The sequence below is a fragment of the Candidatus Nitrospira neomarina genome (assembly GCF_032051675.1).
Lineage (GTDB): Bacteria > Nitrospirota > Nitrospiria > Nitrospirales > UBA8639 > Nitrospira_E > Nitrospira_E neomarina.
In genome coordinates this window covers 2,103,297-2,120,373 of record NZ_CP116968.1, presented here as the reverse complement: position 1 = coordinate 2,120,373, position 17,077 = coordinate 2,103,297, and the positions used below count along the sequence as shown (strand labels likewise).

Genomic DNA, 17,077 nt, shown 5'->3' with positions numbered 1-17,077 from the left:
TCCCATCAGATGACACCTACATGAAGCGAGCCCTTTCCCTCGCCGCCAAGGGGAAAGGGCGTACAAGTCCCAATCCCATGGTCGGGGCGGTGATTGTCAAAGATAGGCAGATCGTAGGAGAAGCCTATCACCGTCAGTCCGGCGAATCACATGCAGAAATTCTCGCTCTCCATCAAGCGGGCCCTCGAGCGCGAGGGGCCGTCCTCTATGTGACGTTAGAACCCTGTTGCCATACCAATAAGCGCACGCCTCCCTGTGTCCCACTCCTCATTCAGTCCGGTTTAGCCCGAATATGCGTGGCGATGGTCGATCCCAATCCACAGGTTAATGGGCGGGGGCTTCAACAACTCAAGCAAGCCAATATTCCGGTATCGGTTGGGGTGTGTGAACAGGCTGCACGGCATTTGAATACGGTCTATGCCTATTGGATCACGACCGGACGCCCGTTGGTGACTCTCAAAGGGGCAATGACCTTGGATGGAAAAATCGCGACGGCCACCGGTGTGTCACGGTGGATCACAGGGGAACGTGCACGTCAGGATGTCCATCGTTTGCGTAACCAGATGGATGCCATTCTGGTTGGCGTCGGAACGGTCATCGCCGACGATCCTGAATTGTCGGCCAGGGGAACAACGATGACAAACAGACGTGTGGGACGGCAACCGGTCAGAGTCGTTCTCGATAGCCGATTGCGCATTCCCTCCAATGCCAAGGTTTTGCAATGGGTGGGTGAGCAACCCACCATTTTGTGCACGACCACACAGGCTCCACCCCAAAGAATCGCACGTTTGAGAAAACGTGGTATTCAGGTGTGGGTATTACCTGGCCAAGGCGGAAGAGTCTCCCTGAAGGCCTGTCTATCCCGGTTAGGGAAAGAAGGTCTCACCTCGGTGCTCATTGAGGGAGGAGGTAGGGTGAATGCTGCCGCGTTTCAACAGGGACTGGTGAATCAGGTAAGATTGTATATGACTCCCAAGCTGCTCGGGGGGCAGGATGCCATCGGCCTCATCGGGGGGCAGTCCCCGAAAACGCTGAATCGGGCCTGGCCACTCGCTGATTGCCAACTTAAAAAACTCGGGAATGATTGGCTCGTCACGGGAACGATTGAGTCACGACGGTGAGGGTTTACTTAGGCATCGACAATAAGCAAGGTGATGGTGTCTGCTAACCATTACCAGAGATAAAACGCCAATTGTGTACTGAACAGAAAACTAAGGGAGATCGCGCTCATGACCACTCTCAATCATATCGACGAGCAGAATTTAGCATTAGCAGTAGATCTCTTAGAAAACCCCAGCTTTGCCGCGAAGGTCACGAATCTCATCGGAGGGCCGGTTGAAAGAGCCATCACCATGCTGCCCGAGGGATTTTCCAACAAACTCCTGACGACTACGCACAAAGCCTTGGGCAAAGCGTTGGATCTGGCTGTCTCCAGTATAGATGAACGGTATCGGGGTGAACCCGCCAATGGGGCTCACCGAGTATTGACGACCGTCAGTGGGGCAATCGGGGGAGCGATGGGGCTCATGGCATTGAGCGTAGAATTGCCGATCTCGACGACGCTGATGTTGCGATCTATCGCCGATATCGCGAGAAGTGAGGGAGAACCCATTATGGAGACTGGGAGCAAGTTGGCCTGTTTGGAGGTGTTCGCCATGGGGGGCACCAGTCAAGCGGATGACGGGGCGGAAACGGGATATTTTGCGGTGAGGGCCGCGTTGGCGGGTGCGATGACCGAAGCGGGCAAGTATCTGCTTGAACGTGGGTTGACGGGGGCAGGTGCCCCGCCATTGGTCAGATTTCTGTCTGAAATTGCCTCACGGTACAGTATCCAAGTCTCAGAAAAAGCGGCCGCCCAGGCGATCCCGTTGTTGGGGGCCGCAGGGGGAGCCACCATCAATTTGCTGTTTATGGATCATTTTCAAAATATGGCGCGTGGGCACTTTATCGTGCGGCGATTGGAACGCGCACATGGCAAAGAGGCCGTCCAAGAGGCCTATCGAAAGTTTGCCGCCAGGAATTAGATTTGTCCCGTTCTGTTTTGTCATCCCCGCAGGTGGGAGACAGCAGCAACAGCATTGTCATGCTGAGCAGCGCGAAGCATCTGGCTAAGCCATGGACGGCTTGGACTGGGCTTATCCTTCGTTGCTTTCAAGAGGACAAGGAGAAGTGCGAAATCTTCTAGCGCCTGCTCTGCGCTTGGCCGAGGGGTTTGCCCTGCGAGCAACGTCGAAGGAATCGAACCACTATTTCTGTATGATCCCCAAAAAGTCTGTTTCGAGTTCAGCTATTTCTCCACTCTCTCCATCTTCTACGAAAAACCCGCATAGATTTTGTTTCATTCTCCTTTGAAGCTTTCCGGGAATTTATGGTCCGACTGTGGCACTGAGCCCATAGGAATGTCCGGTAAAATATGAGAAGATTAAATAATGAATTTACAGTGCTTTGAAAGGCTTCATTGTCAAAAGTGTTAGGGTAACACGGCATGAAAAATTTTATTGTCCTGCTTTCAGGCTTAATGGTGGCCCTGGTGGCTTTGCCCATTTTGGCCCATTCCCCGCCGGAAATGGAAAAGAACGAGGCCTTCGAGGCTTCGGGCGTGAGTCTGACCTCATTGGTGAAAGCCTATGTGGAGGAAGACTCTCCGGAAAAAGCCAACGAGCTGTTAGCCGACATTCAACATATGCCGGAGGCCAATGTTGACTCCATTTCAAAAATTCTTCAGCAGCCGACCCCGTATGAGGCTCAACCGGTTGGGCCCCAACCCCGTCGCTCTATTCGGGTGAAAGGAGTGGATACTGAGTATGCCTTGTATGTTCCTCCTTCCTATTCACCTGAACAGCCGATGGCATTCATCCTGTGTTTGCATGGGGCAGGGTTTACGGGTGAAGCCTATCTGGATCGCTGGATTCCACGTCTGGGTGATAAATATATTCTGGCCTGTCCTTCGGTGACCATGGGGTCATGGTGGACCAGATACGGCGAGGATCTGGCGTTAATGGTCTTACAGGAGGTTCAGAAGGATTACCATATCGATCCGGATCGGGTCTTTCTCTCCGGCATGTCCAATGGTGGAATTGGAACCTGGATTATCGGAATGCATCATGCGGATCGCTTTGCGGGTATCGCGCCGATGGCCAGTGGTATTGATGATGTGCTGTTTCCCTTCGTTGAAAATTTAGTTCATACGCCCGTCTATGTCATTCACGGCGCGGCAGATCAGGTTATGCCTGTGCAGTTGAGTCGCGATCTGGTGAAAGAGATGGAGCGTCGCGGCATTCCTTATCAGTACCAGGAGCATACCTGGACGCATCCCCATGCGGGAGGGCATTTCTTTCCCAGGCAGGCCCTGCCGGAACTGATGACCTGGTTTGATGCTCAACAACGAGAGCCATTACCACGGACTATCTCGTTGGTTCGGGATGCGACCCATCTCACGCCATTCTCGTGGGTGCGGATCGATATGACGGATCAGATTGCCGCCTTTACCGAAAACCTGATTGACAGCCGCGATGAATTTATTACGGGAGGGGTGTACGCCAAATTACACGCGCGGGTCGCGGCTCCCAACAAGATCGTGGTAAGCACCAATCGTATTCGCCGTTATACCCTGTTTCTGAATCAAGATCTGGTAGATTTTTCCAAACCTATTATCGTGGAAACAAATGGGGTGATATCTTTTGACGAAATGGTTAACCCTCGCATCGAAACGCTTTTAAAGGAAGTTCGACATCGCTCTGACACCCACACACTTTTTCCTGTCAAACTCACCATAGATGTGCCCTCTCCTGATATTCTGAATGAGAAGTAGTGGCCTTTCAGGATCAGTCTGGTTGATCGATTTTTCCTGTTGGGGTCTGTTGAAAAAAGCCGCCAGCGGCGTTCTCGCCATTTTCCCGTGTTCACGTACTAAGCGTACGCTCCGCGCGTAAAAACGGTTGCGGCCTTTCCTTCGGGGGGCCTCAGGACAGGACTGGACGGACCCTTCGGGAAGACTCAGGGCATGCTTTTTTGAACCGACCCGGAGCCTTTGCTGAGTAATCTAATCATGGGCCAATTTGCCCTTGAACATCCTTATTATTCAACACTCCCTGTTGTTAACTAGAATGATGACCTGCCTTGTTTGAAGAGTGGAACAGGCCTTGTTTCAGGAAAGCTCCCAACCACATGCCAAACAGGAGAAGAATACCCAGGTAACTGCCCGTATCACGGAACCAACTGGAATGTTCGTGAAATTCAAGAACATCCAGTTGGGTGGGCGTGACAAAACGTCCACGAATCGAAACGATAGCGGAGTGATCCAGAATTTCTTGAGAGCTCTTGATTGTTTCACCATTGAAGAGACCAAGCATATCGCCTGCCGGGGTTTTCTCATAGGAAGATCGATCCAATTCCAGATGACGTCCTGGACGAGCCTCCATTTCTTCAAGTGTTCGGATGAAATGGTTATTGGCGTTTCGAGGTCCTTCAATGAGAACCAAAGGCAGCGCAAAGTACAGTAGGAGTAACGACGCCGATATCCCCACTTTGAAAGGAGACCAGGGCGAGAATGGGAGCGGCTGTGATATGCCCTTTCGCCATTGCCATCCTATATAGAGTAAGCCTCCCCCGGTCATAATATAGGTTGGAAGACTTTCCGGCCAAAATAACCCCACATTCCATAAGTCCCATGACAGTGGGGCAAAGAAATGGACGCCATTCGCCCATTTTGTTTGAAGGCCATCAAGCACGAGATGAATGAGGACGTTGACCCCGAGAATCATGAACACGGCTTTTGGCGTTTTTGAAAGGAAGGCCAAAGCCCCGCATAACATTAATGTGACGAATAAGGACGCTTGAGCAATACAGTAGAGTCGAATGGTATAAGGATCGCTTCCCGGCAAGATTCCCAGTAGGACTCTTTGAAAAATCCATGGGATGTCCGGAAGCAAACACCCCAGGCACACCAGTTTAGGGTCGATCCCCGGTTTAACGGCCTGATTCAGAAAGCCTTGCACTCCGATGTGGGCTAAGGTGTTGGGCACGTCTTCCTTTAAAAAAGCATGAATTAAGCGTTAAAGCCTGTCCATGATAATCCAATTCCATTCATAATGGGAGTGTCTCTCCAGCTTTTAGGCTCTCAGACGCGATTTCATTGTATGCCTGTCCTGCCATCTGGATCCCTGACAGGTATGCGTGAAGAGCTTGAAGGTTTCTCATCGGTTCTATCGTGATGCAATTATAAGAAGACAGGGAATTCAATAAGGAGCCGGTTCGTTACTTACTCCAAGGATAGAAGAGGCGATGCCGTTTCATGTGGATATGGAGGTATCGGTTAATTTGCAAAACAGGTTGATGAGTTTCATGTCGTCCAGGGAGCCGGGAGGAGTGTCGGCGATCCGGGGATCAGCAACCACGATGGCCAGGCATTGCGCCCGGGAGATGGCCACATTCACCCGGTTGCGGTCAAGGATAAAGGCCAGTCCGCGTGAACCGTATTCCCCGTAACTGGAGCAGAGTGAGAGGATGCAGACAGGGGCTTCCTGTCCTTGAAATTTATCAACGCTTCCGACGCGTGCCCCGTCTGGGAGGGCGACCTGAAGCGCGCGGACTTGCGCGTTGTAGGGGGCGATGAAAAGGAAGTCCTCCAATGCCAGGGGTCTGGTGACGCCGTCCTTGTCGGTGTAGAGACGTCCTTGGAGTGCGTGATACATCGCCGTGACCCGTTCAATTTCTTCGTCACTCTGTTGAACGTTGCCATCGTGCTCCACGCCGCTGAATATGATCCCGCTTTCGCAGGCGATGAGGCTGTTTGCACCGGGCGGGACCACAATTTTCTGCCGGGCGCAGTCGGCATGTGACTTAAGGCGGCCCTCATACATGCTCTCCGAGATGAAGCGGCAGACGGCCGGATGCATACGGCGGGATTCGCCGAGGAAAAGCCCATAGTCCGGAGGTATCACGGCATGCATGATAGGAGAATCGGGCTGGCTGGCTTCCAGGTCTTTGAGCGCGTATTGAAGGGCGGAAAGACCTGCATCGCCGGGGTGGGAGCCTTGCACAGGCTGTTCAAGTTGCATCTGATCACCCAGGAGCACAAGGTTCTTCGCGCATCGAGCCATCGCGATGGCGTTGGCCAGGGCAACCTGTCCGGCTTCATCGATAAACAAAAAATCGAGTGCGCCTTCCCACTCAGGCCTGGTAAAGAGCCAAGCCGTTCCGCCGACAACTCCGCCGGTGTAAGCCTGGTGCGCGCAGGTGGCGTCTTTGAGGTATTGCAAGCCGGGGTTGCAGGTAAACAATGGATCTTCGGCGTCCCCTCCGACTTTTATTCCCTGGAGCCGAGAACCACTCTCTTGAGCGGCGTCGCCGCAGGCGGTGAGAAGATTCATCACGGCCTTGTGGCTGTTGGATGCGACACCGACTTTTTTGCCGGAAACGAGAAGCGACGTGATGACCTGTGAGGCGGTGAATGTCTTGCCGGTTCCGGGAGGCCCCTGGATGACCAGGCATCCACCGCCCATCGATTCCGTCACCCGTTTGGCGGCTTCGGTTGGAGACTCGCCATTCCGTTGTAGCGGTGTGAGGGGTGGCACACGGTTCAACAGGGCTGCCACGGGAGCATTGAGGTTGTGTGAGAGGTGCCTGGTCACCACTTCCGTAAGCGCAAGCTGAATGGCCGTTGCCGGGACATGCTCGTCCGGAAGCAGTGAACCCTGCGAGGGGAACGCGCCTGAAAATTTCTCGCTCAGAGCTTTCTTACTGATCTTAAGGCTTAGACTGCCCGTGGATATATCCAGCTCGAAGAGGGTGAATTTTGCATTCAGATTATGAGTGAACAGCACTTTGGATTTATCCCCGGCAGCTAGTTTGCATTCCTGAGAGGGATCGAATCGATATTCTTGTACAAGTGAAAGTTTTTCGGGCATGGGAGGTCCCACGGCGCAGATCCCCTCGAGGCAGGCCGGGTCATCCCGGAGTTCTTCGGGTGTCGCCGTGGCCCGGTCAAACATGCGCCACCACATGGGCTTTTCTTCCCGGCGATGGAAGTCGATCACATCGGCAAGAATCAGGGAGATGGCATCTCCTTGCCTGCGAAGCTGTGCAGCGGTCTCCAATCGCGTCACGACCTCCGGTGGCAATTCTTTTGGCGCCAACGGAGCCGTTTCGGAATCCAGGCTGACCGCAGTGATCTGATGTTCGACGACCACTTTCCGTAACCATTGCAGCAACTCTGCCGTGGATGTGCAATCGTCCTGGTTGTAGTCGCGGATATCTTTCAGGATGGGGCTGTGATTCCAATCACCCGGCTGTTGGCTTTCGATCCACCTGGCGTATTGCACGATCGAGTCAGCCGCAGTGGCCACCTCGGTGGCGCGTTGCGGTCGGTAAAGGCGCTCGACTGTCTTGAGTGAGTAGCTATTCTCGCCGAGGCGTAGGCCGTGACGGACAATCTGAAAAAGATCAACGAACACCTCGTTCCGGAGCAGCGCATCCACCTCGTCCTGACGGGTATCGTGACGGGTGCTCAATCGGCGCACCGCGCTGACCTCATACGGGGCATAATGGTAAATGTGCATGCCGGGGTTACGCTGCCATCGATTGAAGGCCCAGTCCACGAAGCCCTCAAAGGCCAGCTGTTCTTCCTCCCGGTTGTGTGCCCACCAGTCCATAAACTCAAATGAATCCGGCCGCCCGGTTCGCGTGCAGACTCCAAACAGATATTCCAGTCCCCCGGCAACCAGCGGGTACCCCTCCATGTCGAAGAAGACATCCGCCGGATGATCTTGAGGAAGAGCGGCCAGGCCCACCGGTTCGCCATTCGCACCGATTGGAGGCAGTATTTCGTAGCGCGGAGGGGCATCGGGATTTTCACCCCGGTCGGCCCGCGTTTGGCATTGAAGCCGTGCCTGGGCGACAAGTTTTGCAAGTGAGTCGGGAGCCAGTTTGCGAATGGAGGCGCCTGAGGCTGCAGAGAGATCGGCTACCGTGGCGATCCCACCTTTCTTCAGCTTTTTAATCTGGCCCATGCTGATTCCCGCCACCTGCACGAGATGGTCCGTGTCCTGGAAGAATTTCTCCGCATGGGAATTCCACCGGCCGTGATCGGCTTGCGGTAGAGGCTCCGGGCGATCCGTGATGTTCCCTGTGAAGCCTTTCTGCATGGTCAGGAAATTCATTTTTATTCGGCGGTAGTAATGGATGAAATCTTCGATCCGGAATTCAACCCGTTCTTTGGTGCCGAGGATGAGTCCGAACTTTTTCGGCATAGGGGCTTCAGTGGCAGCGGCGAGTAACTCCGAATAGCAACAAAGTTGAATCGCATAATAAGACTTGGGTGAGCGGGCCAGTTTCGTGTCCCACACCTGATACCGTCCGGTTTCATCGAGCAAAAGAAAGTCGGCAAACCCCGCGAACGGTTCATGTTCCAAAAAGGCCTGATAGATAATGGGGACGTTTGCATTGATTGCGGAGAGGGTCGTTGTCCGGGCAACGGTAGGATCGGTCCTTGTAATTTCGGCCAGTTTGGCGCCAGATGTTTTGAATTCATCAAGTACCGCGCGTTCGTGCTGTGCGCCGGTTTGCGCGATCAGTCGTCCATCCTCGGTTTCCTCATCAGGCGCAACGGCGCCGGGATTCTCCAAAAAATATCGTTCCATCCATGATGCGAACGGTGAGGCCAGATAGCGGATAAGATCGCTTGGCGAAAACACCAGTTGGCCTGAGAGGTCTTTCTTCATATGCGTAGATCAGATTCAGATTGCGGGTTGAAGTGGTCGTCACGACAGGCCGTGCGAATGACGAGGGAGGACGGAATCATGAGATCGGACAATTGAAACAACCATGCCTTGATAGATGGTGGGGAGGTTTTCGACTGCAGAAGGTTGACTTCTCCATTTCTGCCTTTAGTTTAACATGTGCACCGTCGAAGCCGGACACTGGGCCTGCTCTTTGGCAACGAGCGGGTTCTTGTCCTCTGCCTTGGCCTCCAGTACGAGAAGCGGGAAGTCTCTGTCGTCGAGCAAGAGAAAGTCGACGAACCCTTTTGTTGTCTTCTCGAGATTGTCGCCTAGCGCGTCGAGATCGGTTGTCTTGATCGGGACGCCGGGTTCAAGGCGGATGTTGGCGGGCGCGTGGCCATCCTGGAAAAAACGCCAGCCCGTCGCGTCGAGCAGCTTGTTGATCTTGATCCGGGCTGTGGCTTCCTTGGCGGACATTCCGGTTTCTATCTCAGAGGAGCCGGTCAAGCCGTCTCACGTGAATCGATACTCGGCATGGGGGATTGCGGCGGCATGTGCATAGGAATTTAGACACAACCCCTTACGATGTCAAACATTTTTCCTATTCCAGCGATTGATTAAAGAATTAGAAAAACCGTTGTCTTTCTGCAACCGGAACAAGAGTTGGAGCTTGATGAAAAACCCCCTTTGGCTTACACTTGCTGGGATGCAGAACATTCCATCTCCCCCTTCATCTCCAACTCTCAAACTTCTACCCGCCTACACGGGAATGCATACTTTTGAGGCGATTCTTCAGGTCCCCCGGGCTAGACGGTTGCTTTGGCTGGAAATTCTCTTTAACGATGAACTTGACCTCCAGCGGTGGCAGAAGCACCCTGAGGTTCAGGACGCCTATCAGAAAGCTTGCCTGTGGTTCACCACGTACAGAAGTTTGATTCAATCCGTGTTGCCTCGGGTGTCCCTCCCTCTCGACAACGGAAAAATTGATCAACGAGAGTATCGGAGGTTTGCAGAGGCTCTTCAATTTTTAGCTCTAGTTCTTCCTCCACCCAATAGTATTTCCGAATAATTTCTCACAGATTTGAACGCATCTTTTTTTTATCTGGTATTACTTCGCATATTCGAGTGTTGCCGGGTTTCGGCCCGGCAGCCGAGCTACTTTTGGTCGGGCAAAAGTAGCCAAAACCCGTGACGCCCTCCCTGGCAAAATCGGAGAGGGCGGACGCGAACTTGGGGAGGGCAGCCCAACTCGCTGCGCTCGAACAGGGGCTGCCGGTGTATGAGAGCGTCCGCCCAAGGGCCAGGGAGCAGGCGTCGGAGGAGGAAAAATGGCGAGTCGTTAGGATTGTGAATATTTTCGATAGAGAATTTTCATGAAGACTGGGAGGTTGTGCTGCAGTGCTTCTCGCGGAGGGCGAGAGCTTCGGGCATCCATTCTTGAAATTGTTTGATGCGGGTCCCGTGGCTGGGGTGGGTGGACATGAATTCGGCTGGCTGTTTGCCTTGACTCATTTCTCCCATGCGCTCCCAGAGTTTTGGTGCTTCGGTGGGATCGAAACAGGCCCGGGCGACAAACAGCAGACCCATGTAATCGGCTTCCGACTCGTGGTCGCGGGAAAAGGGGAGGAGCACGCCATATTGTGCCCCGACTCCTAATGCGCCCATGACCATTCTTTGTGTATCGTAATCCATATCGCCGACGGCCACCGTGGCGGCGATGGTACCCATCTGGACTAATTTTTGATGCGCCATGCGCTCGGCACCATGGCGCGCGATGGCATGGGCGATTTCATGGCCCATGACGACGGCTAATCCACTCTGGTTTTCGGCCACCGGAATGAGCCCGGTATATACGGCGGTTTTCCCACCCGGTAAGGCAAAGGCATTGGCTTGTTGAGAGTCAATCACATTAAATTCCCATTCGAATCCGGGATCCACATCGGCTGCCGCGTGAGCCAGACGGCGGCCGATGGTTCGGACTAGATCGACGACCTGTCCTTCCGGAATGACTTGCGACTGGCTGAGGATTTCCTGGTAGGACTGAAGTCCCAAGGCCATTTCCTGCTCATGGGTCATGCCCACCAATTGCGATCGGCCCGTCAACGGTACGGTTTCCTGGTTCGAGACGTAAAAATACAATCCGTATAACGCGAATAAGATGAGCGGGATGAGCCGCATTTTCCAACTCATGCGGGCACGGGGGCGTCCACCTATTCCCCTATTTCTCCCAAATAATCCGAATCCCATCGTCTGTGTTCTCCGGGGGTTTAATCAAACGGTATCGCTAATAAAATTTTGCGGTAGAATAGATGGGGAGACTTTGAAAGCTTACTGCAAACCAGCCAAGAGAGGCTACCATTGGTAATCCTGAAATCGGCATGCGTATTTTCTGCATGATGGTCACCTGGGAAAGGGAGAGGCGATGAATATTGAGACATCCCAAGTCGTGGTTTCACGGAGAAAGTTTAGTGGGAAACAGGTTATCCTTTTTGTCGGGCTTGCGGTGTTGGCCACGACGTTGGGTGTCGTTTGGTGGATGAACCAGTACGTGTATGCCACGATGTTTCAACCGACCCGATTGGGTGAGTCGGAGCAGCAGGTTCTGAATGCCAAAGTGGCACACTTGCTTCATACGGCCGATGCCGCTTCTTCATCTGTGTCTCAACCTCTCCCGTCCACACTAGACGCGGCCCTTGATCCCGTGCCGTATTCTGAAGCAGATGGAAATCGGGAGATTCAGTTAACCGAGCGGGAAGTGAATGCCTTGATTGCCACGGATTCGTATATGGCCAGACATGTGGCTGTTGATATGGCGGACGATCTCGTCAGTGTCCAACTGGTGGTCCCGATTAACCATGAAATGCCCATTGTGGGTGGAAAGATGTTGAAACTCAATTTTGGCCTGGAACTCAGTTATACCCATGGGAAGCCTGTGGTGGCGATGCGGGGTATTAGTCTCGGTGGCATTCCGCTTCCCAGTGCCTGGTGGGGAGATATTAAGAATACCAACCTGGTGGAAGAATTTGGTGGCTCAGGCGGGTTTTGGGATCAATTTTCGAAGGGTGTTGAGGATATGAAAATCCAGGATGGTCAATTGTATGTCATGTTAAAAAAGTAGTTGTCCCCATTTCCAGCGCAAGACGGTTTATTCGCCTAGAACATGTCTGAATTTCAAACATTTCAGTAACATCATCCTCTCTCCCTTCGACTTTCGTGTCGCTCCAAGCGAAAAGGATTTTCCCACCCGGTGCCGTTTATCTCCAGCCGTTTGGATTGAAGTACTCCCTGCCGGCTTGGAGTTCCCGTTCTCCGGTTGCCGCTTTTTTATCATTCCGTCTCCCTTGTTATTTTGTATGCCATCTTTAATCCTTCGGATAGTATTCCTTTTTTCCTGTCCCATGCCCAGGGCGGTTGGTAGATTCTGAGCTTTCATGTTTTGGGTGATGTCGTTGGCGAATCTTCAGCCCCTGGTAGGAAACGATCTATTGATCGCTGAATGAGAGAACGGGTTTTATTGGTCTGCGGGATTTCCCGGAATCACCAGGCACGTCATTGGTGGGATGGCGGCCCAATACAAGGCTTGTGCTTCGGCAGGATCAAGTGAGAGCACCAGGTATTGGTGGGATCCGCCCCAGGTCGCCATTCTGGCTGTGACCCGTCGCCCCCATCCGGCTATTTGATGCCCCAGGTTTGCCCAAAAAGAGGGGAGGTGAGGGGGTTGGACCAGAATGGTCAGGGATTCTTGAAAGGTGAGCTCATAGCGAGTGGGCATGTTGCTGACGGTTAACGGAGTGATGGGATCCTCCGGCGGAGATTCCTGAGATAAATCTGATGGGGGAGAAATGGGCAGGGGGGAGACCGATGGGTCCTTCGTCTGGAGGTGCAGTACGGTTGAGTGGGTGAGAGGGGCTCCGATCCACTCGGCGCCGGTCAGGGGAAATGTCCGCAGGGGGATGCCACGGGCTTTGAGCAATACGATGTTTTTGTCGGTATCGACGATGAAATAGAGAGATTTGGTTTTTGCCATTTGCAGCTCTTGTTCAACGGGAGGAGAAAAGGTTTTTTGTTGAGCCCCGCTCTGGGAAGAACAGGCTTCTCCCAGGACAAGCATGAGGAGAAGCATCCACACCAGGTAGGAGCTGGTGGTTTGGAGTGGCCAGTGGATGAAAAACGGCTTGTGAGGATTCAATAGATGATCAGGGTGGTGCCAAGGGGCACGTGGTGAAAGACATATTTAAGCGGTTCATCGCCGAGTCTGATGCAGCCATGGGTGACGTTGGTGCCCAGCGTTCGCGTATACAGCGTGCCATGGATGAAATAGCCATTGCCGAAACCAAGGGCATAGTCTCCCAGCACGCCCGTTTCAATCCGGTCTTGGGGTTTGGTTGGAATGGGTTGTCCCTCTTCAATGAAAGCCCAATCGGGTTTGTTCCAGGCCGGATTTTTAATTTTACTGGAAATCGTAAATACTCCACGCGGAGTATCAAACACCCATCCGTTACCGGGATTGCGGGGATCTTGCAGTCGTGCCCCGCTGCCGGTTGAAGCCACGGCACTGTAGAGAATTCGATTGCCCTTTCGAAGGGATACCCGATTTTGAGCCGTATCGACCACGAGGTAGAGGCCCTTGGGTGCCGTGGCAAGGAGACCGGGAGCGGAAGGATAAAACGGGATGTGTGCTTCCTGGGGGTGGATCGTCACCGGGACCACGGCTGGGGTGCGCTTTGGAGCCTGGGGAGGAGAAGCGGCCAGTACCGTTGTCAGGACGACGAGCAGGCTCAGTAGAAGTGTCTGGCGTGAGTGGGGGGGCATGAAGGATGTCATGTTATTCTGTGCGGGCGAAGGAGGCGGCACGCGTACGGGGTTTGTGCCACCGTACATACCGTTCCTGAATATGGACTTCCAGCTGGTGTAAGGAGGTCACGACGTCATTGTCCTGGTTCAGTGCCCCTACGATGGTGACAGGCGTCCCGACTTTTACCCGCTCGAATACGTCACCCATCGCGGAATTTTCCAAGGCAATGCACCCGTTGGTGGTTTCTTCGTTATTGGGATCTTCGCCATGAATTTCAATCAGGCTGCCGATTGACCGGTTCTGAGGTACCAGGCCATTGGCTTTGGCCTCGTCGAAACGTTGTTGGTGGGTTATCGTGGGATAGTCCAAGAGTAACGCTTTATAATAGATGGTCCCCGGTCCTTCTTTTTTGTGCATCACGCGAAACTGTCCTTCCGGCGTGGCGCCGTCTCCCTCGTAAAGCTTGTCGGCCAATCCTGAAAATCCCACCCGTGCCGGATACTCCGCAACGACCCGGCCGTGTTGGTAGACGAGAAGGCGACGGGGTGCCTTGAGGACAATGACGGCTGTGCCCACTGATCGTTGTATGGTTTGCGTGACCCATTCTTCCCAGCGGGCAATTTGGGCTTCGTTTGTATAGCGGTTCATTTGTGTGACGACATGGGCTTCCACGCGGCGGAGATGTTCAATTGCCTGCTCTCCGGCTGACCTGGCCTGCATGTATTGTCCCTGCTCCAATCTCAACACACTTTCTCGAAGCAATCCCTCTGCCTGGGACAGTGCCAGCATGTCGTCCTCCAGGTCGAAATCATGAGAAAGCGCTCGCAACCGTGTGAGTTGCGCCTGTTCAGGCTGAAGGAGCTCCTCGGCCTCCAAGCGCAGGGCAGTGATTTTTTGGCGAGAGGCTTCAATCAGCAGAGAGCCTTCTTCCACCAGTTGTTGATAGGTCTGGTTGAACTGTTCTGCGTCGCCGGTTGTCCACCAGTGATTGGCCTCTGTCCGCCATTGGGAACGGAGCTCGAGCACTTGTGTATGGAATTGTTGATATCGATCAGGAAACAAGGTCTCTGCGCCGTTTACCCACGCCTGTCGGTCCAAATCTTCGACCAGTGAAGGAAACGTGTCGGGATAGTCCGTGTGGCCCCACCAGGCAAACGTCAACGCTGGAAGCAGGACCAGCATGAGCGTGATCATCCAGCGCCGACGCCAGGCCGACTGAAACCTGGTTGGCGGAGTGATCATACATTCCCCATTGTTAGACGTGTTGCTTTGCGGCAAGCCGTTTGACAGAGATAATCTGTGCTTGAATTCGAGTGGCAAAAGATTCTACGGAATGGGAGGTGGTCATCACGTCGATGAAGTGTTCTTGTGCCATAATGGATTCGATTTCAGCGAGGAGGGTTTCCGTGTCCTGAAACGCTTGTAGAAGTTGGTCCAGCTCCCCGTGATCAGGCGTGTGAGCGGAAACGTCTGCCAGGAGCGCACGAACATCTTGAAGATGCTGCTTGGCAAAGGCGAGAGCCACCTCGGCATTGGCTTTGGACTCCTTTTTATTGGCAATGGCTTCGATTTTGGCCTGGGTTGCGCTGTTGAAGACTTCCGACAGCATTGTGATGACAGGATCATAATTACGAAAGAGCGGCATCCGATCTTCCTGTCGATCCAGCGTTTGTTGTACCTGTCGAAATGCCGTTTCTGCTTCAGCGAATCTCTCGATTGCGTAATGTTCGGCTTCTGATATTCTCGCGTCTTCAAGAGCTTGGGTGGCTGCGTTCAATTGGGAGATAGGCGGTTCTGCGCAACCGGTCAAGAGCAGCCAGGTCAGGAAAAGCGCATGTCTGCCCCAGGGAAGGTCAAGGGTTCGAGGTATGTGCCCGTTGAGGGATTTCCAGCCAGCGTTGATTTGGATTCTTTCAGTCACGATGATTGGGGTATCCTTATCAGTCAGGAAGGCCGGTTTTTCTTTAGGAGGAAGAGGGGCCGAACCATTCCGGCCCCTCTTGTTTTCGCCCGAATCTAAATCTGAACAGGTGGGGCCTTTTCCTTGATGGTAAAAGGTCGTGAATCGCAGGTATCGGGTATCGTCCGGATACCTATTTGCCCATTGGCTTTTTGGCCGGGTTTTGCTGTGGCTTCGCGGGGCTCGGGGCGGCAGTCGGTTTGCCGATTGGCATACCCTTTTTGGGGTCTTTTGGATTTGATTGGTTCACAGTAACACCTCCTTTAAAGGTTAGGTAAGCCGTCATGGCTTACTACTCTTGAATATATCAGCAAAGGTAATGCCAGATTTTGATCTCCTGTGCAGGGGGAATTCCTGCATTTTTTTGAGTTAAGGCGGTGAAATCTCTCGCAAGAACATCATGCGCAGAGACATCCTGTCCAAGGAAAGAAATCTTGTCCATTTTCCCCGAAAATTTTGGTTCAGATTTGGAGTGTCTCCGTGAAATATTTTCCGGCGTTTCGATGGAGGTCCGGGGATGGTTTCCGGCTTAAGGGCAGAGGTTTGATCCCGCTCTTACCATTCTTTTGCCGGTGCTGGTTGATACTCGGTAGGCACGCACAAAGGACCTTTGATTCGTGTACGAAACAGGAGGGGCTTTGTGCCTCTTAGGGGGATTGGCGTTGTAAATATTGCGCCGCGGCATCCAAGGCCCGGCTCAGCAGTTCAGGCCCGGCCCAGGTTCGGGTGTTCTGGGTTTTATAGACTGTGGCCCAGTCCAGTGCATAGGGGAGGGGAATGAGACGAACCGGGCCCTGGTAACAATCCGTCCAAAGTTTGCTCAGAACCGTCCCGATTCGAAACGGGGAAGGAATCAGTTGGATGGGGTTTCGTATCAAGTCTTGGCAAAGTTCCGCAGGGGAAGTGACCAGCAATTCCCGGCAGGCGGATGGCCGCTGTTCATAGATTGAGCAGATTTCATCTTCCAGAAATGGACAGGGCATTCGCAGCGCATAGTACGCCCGATTAAGAGGTTCCAATTCTTCATCGGTGCCTTGATCCTCAGAAAAAGCCAATCGTTGTAACCCCTCCTCCAGGCCGGCCTCACGCAAGGTCCTTTGAGCCGCCTGAAATCGCTCAAGCAACCGCTCCTTTTTCGGAGAAGGGAGGGCTTCAACAACCGACAGGAGCGCAAGGGCCTCCGGAGGGGCGACGGGAATCATCATGCGACAGCAGGCGGCGCAGCCTTTTTGGCAGGATATGGTGGCACCGGTTTGAGTGGTGTTGTCGATGGCCAGCTGGTGAGCTTGTTCTCCAAGTGATTGCATGAGGGGGATAATGTCGGTAATGAGAATGAATCCGGTCGGTACCGCAACCGACGCCGTCAGATGTCCGGCAGGGGTGTGAATATCCAGGTTGTAGGATTCGTGAGGGGTAGAAGATTCCATGAGACAATCTATTGGGGAAGAACTCTGTTTAACGAATAGAAAGAAACGCTGTGAGACAACGGATTCGACTTTCTCGGGAAAGCAGATTCCATGGAAATTGTAGAAGAAATCGTGGCAAAAAGAAACGCTGTCGTTTCTCCTTAGAACCGTGAGCTGAAAAAGCATTCCTGTGAGC

Annotated in this window: 13 protein-coding genes and 1 pseudogene; 5 read left to right on the top strand and 9 right to left on the bottom strand. The window is 53.3% G+C overall.

Annotated features, from left to right (window positions below; genetic code table 11):
* Positions 1–20: 20 nt before the first annotated feature.
* The 3 genes from ribD to PQG83_RS09240 all read left to right on the top strand — a co-directional run bounded on the left by ribD (position 21) and on the right by PQG83_RS09240 (position 3,811).
* Positions 21–1,121, top strand: a complete 1,101-nt coding sequence (gene ribD / locus PQG83_RS09250) for a bifunctional diaminohydroxyphosphoribosylaminopyrimidine deaminase/5-amino-6-(5-phosphoribosylamino)uracil reductase RibD (RefSeq protein ID WP_312748734.1) — start codon at positions 21–23, stop codon at positions 1,119–1,121.
* 108 nt (positions 1,122–1,229) lie between these two features.
* Entirely contained in the window at positions 1,230–2,024 is a 795-nt protein-coding gene (locus PQG83_RS09245) for an EcsC family protein (protein ID WP_312748732.1), read from the top strand.
* A gap of 461 nt (positions 2,025–2,485) precedes the next feature.
* Positions 2,486–3,811 carry a carboxylesterase family protein gene (locus tag PQG83_RS09240; protein ID WP_312748731.1) on the top strand — a complete coding sequence of 442 codons (1,326 nt, stop codon included), beginning with the start codon at positions 2,486–2,488 and terminating at the stop codon, positions 3,809–3,811.
* A 286-nt stretch (positions 3,812–4,097) separates the two neighbouring features.
* On the opposite strand, the gene PQG83_RS09235 is transcribed toward PQG83_RS09240, so the two are convergent.
* From PQG83_RS09235 to PQG83_RS09225, 3 genes and pseudogenes are all read right to left on the bottom strand, one after another.
* The gene (locus tag PQG83_RS09235; RefSeq protein ID WP_312748730.1) at positions 4,098–5,024 is read right to left on the bottom strand and encodes a hypothetical protein; all 927 of its coding nucleotides are present in this window, start codon (positions 5,022–5,024) and stop codon (positions 4,098–4,100) included.
* A gap of 267 nt (positions 5,025–5,291) precedes the next feature.
* Positions 5,292–8,720 carry a TM0106 family RecB-like putative nuclease gene (locus PQG83_RS09230; protein WP_312748729.1) on the bottom strand — a complete coding sequence of 1,143 codons (3,429 nt, stop codon included), beginning with the start codon at positions 8,718–8,720 and terminating at the stop codon, positions 5,292–5,294.
* Positions 8,721–8,918: 198 nt separating this feature from the next.
* Positions 8,919–9,197: pseudogene (locus tag PQG83_RS09225) on the bottom strand (DEAD/DEAH box helicase family protein); the annotation flags it as partial.
* Between the two features lie 196 nt (positions 9,198–9,393).
* On the opposite strand from PQG83_RS09225, the gene PQG83_RS09220 reads away from it, so the two are divergent.
* A complete protein-coding gene (locus PQG83_RS09220) occupies positions 9,394–9,789 on the top strand; it encodes a hypothetical protein (protein ID WP_312748726.1) in 396 nt (131 codons plus the stop codon).
* A 302-nt stretch (positions 9,790–10,091) separates the two neighbouring features.
* Here PQG83_RS09220 and PQG83_RS09215 read toward each other — a convergent pair whose 3' ends face one another.
* Positions 10,092–10,910, bottom strand: coding sequence for a M48 family metallopeptidase (locus PQG83_RS09215; RefSeq protein ID WP_312748725.1), 819 nt, complete (start codon positions 10,908–10,910; stop codon positions 10,092–10,094).
* Positions 10,911–11,142: 232 nt separating this feature from the next.
* Here PQG83_RS09215 and PQG83_RS09210 point away from each other — a divergent pair, with 232 nt between their 5' ends.
* On the top strand, positions 11,143–11,838 hold the full coding sequence (locus PQG83_RS09210; RefSeq protein ID WP_312748724.1) for a hypothetical protein: 696 nt from the start codon (positions 11,143–11,145) through the stop codon (positions 11,836–11,838).
* A gap of 393 nt (positions 11,839–12,231) precedes the next feature.
* On the opposite strand, the gene PQG83_RS09205 is transcribed toward PQG83_RS09210, so the two are convergent.
* From PQG83_RS09205 to PQG83_RS09185, 5 genes are all read right to left on the bottom strand, one after another.
* On the bottom strand, positions 12,232–12,831 hold the full coding sequence (locus PQG83_RS09205) for a hypothetical protein (protein ID WP_312748722.1): 600 nt from the start codon (positions 12,829–12,831) through the stop codon (positions 12,232–12,234).
* Positions 12,832–12,905: 74 nt separating this feature from the next.
* Positions 12,906–13,532, bottom strand: coding sequence for a L,D-transpeptidase (locus PQG83_RS09200; RefSeq protein ID WP_312748721.1), 627 nt, complete (start codon positions 13,530–13,532; stop codon positions 12,906–12,908).
* Between the two features lie 13 nt (positions 13,533–13,545).
* Complete coding sequence (locus tag PQG83_RS09195) at positions 13,546–14,757, bottom strand: L,D-transpeptidase family protein (RefSeq protein WP_312748719.1); 1,212 nt, start codon at positions 14,755–14,757, stop codon at positions 13,546–13,548.
* A 13-nt stretch (positions 14,758–14,770) separates the two neighbouring features.
* Positions 14,771–15,436: a hypothetical protein gene (locus PQG83_RS09190; RefSeq protein ID WP_312748717.1), complete on the bottom strand. Its 666-nt coding sequence runs from the start codon at positions 15,434–15,436 to the stop codon at positions 14,771–14,773.
* A gap of 686 nt (positions 15,437–16,122) precedes the next feature.
* Complete coding sequence (locus tag PQG83_RS09185) at positions 16,123–16,902, bottom strand: YkgJ family cysteine cluster protein (protein ID WP_312748715.1); 780 nt, start codon at positions 16,900–16,902, stop codon at positions 16,123–16,125.
* Positions 16,903–17,077: the final 175 nt, after the last annotated feature.

Coding starts and splice junctions, on each gene's coding strand:
- ribD (WP_312748734.1), top strand. CDS start 21: ATGAAGCGAGCCCTTTCCCTCGCCGCCAAGGGGAAAGGGCGTACAAGT.
- PQG83_RS09245 (WP_312748732.1), top strand. CDS start 1,230: ATGACCACTCTCAATCATATCGACGAGCAGAATTTAGCATTAGCAGTA.
- PQG83_RS09240 (WP_312748731.1), top strand. CDS start 2,486: ATGAAAAATTTTATTGTCCTGCTTTCAGGCTTAATGGTGGCCCTGGTG.
- PQG83_RS09230 (WP_312748729.1), bottom strand. CDS start 8,720: ATGAAGAAAGACCTCTCAGGCCAACTGGTGTTTTCGCCAAGCGATCTT.
- PQG83_RS09220 (WP_312748726.1), top strand. CDS start 9,394: ATGAAAAACCCCCTTTGGCTTACACTTGCTGGGATGCAGAACATTCCA.
- PQG83_RS09215 (WP_312748725.1), bottom strand. CDS start 10,910: ATGAGTTGGAAAATGCGGCTCATCCCGCTCATCTTATTCGCGTTATAC.
- PQG83_RS09210 (WP_312748724.1), top strand. CDS start 11,143: ATGAATATTGAGACATCCCAAGTCGTGGTTTCACGGAGAAAGTTTAGT.
- PQG83_RS09205 (WP_312748722.1), bottom strand. CDS start 12,831: ATGCTTGTCCTGGGAGAAGCCTGTTCTTCCCAGAGCGGGGCTCAACAA.
- PQG83_RS09200 (WP_312748721.1), bottom strand. CDS start 13,532: ATGCCCCCCCACTCACGCCAGACACTTCTACTGAGCCTGCTCGTCGTC.
- PQG83_RS09195 (WP_312748719.1), bottom strand. CDS start 14,757: ATGATCACTCCGCCAACCAGGTTTCAGTCGGCCTGGCGTCGGCGCTGG.
- PQG83_RS09185 (WP_312748715.1), bottom strand. CDS start 16,902: ATGGAATCTTCTACCCCTCACGAATCCTACAACCTGGATATTCACACC.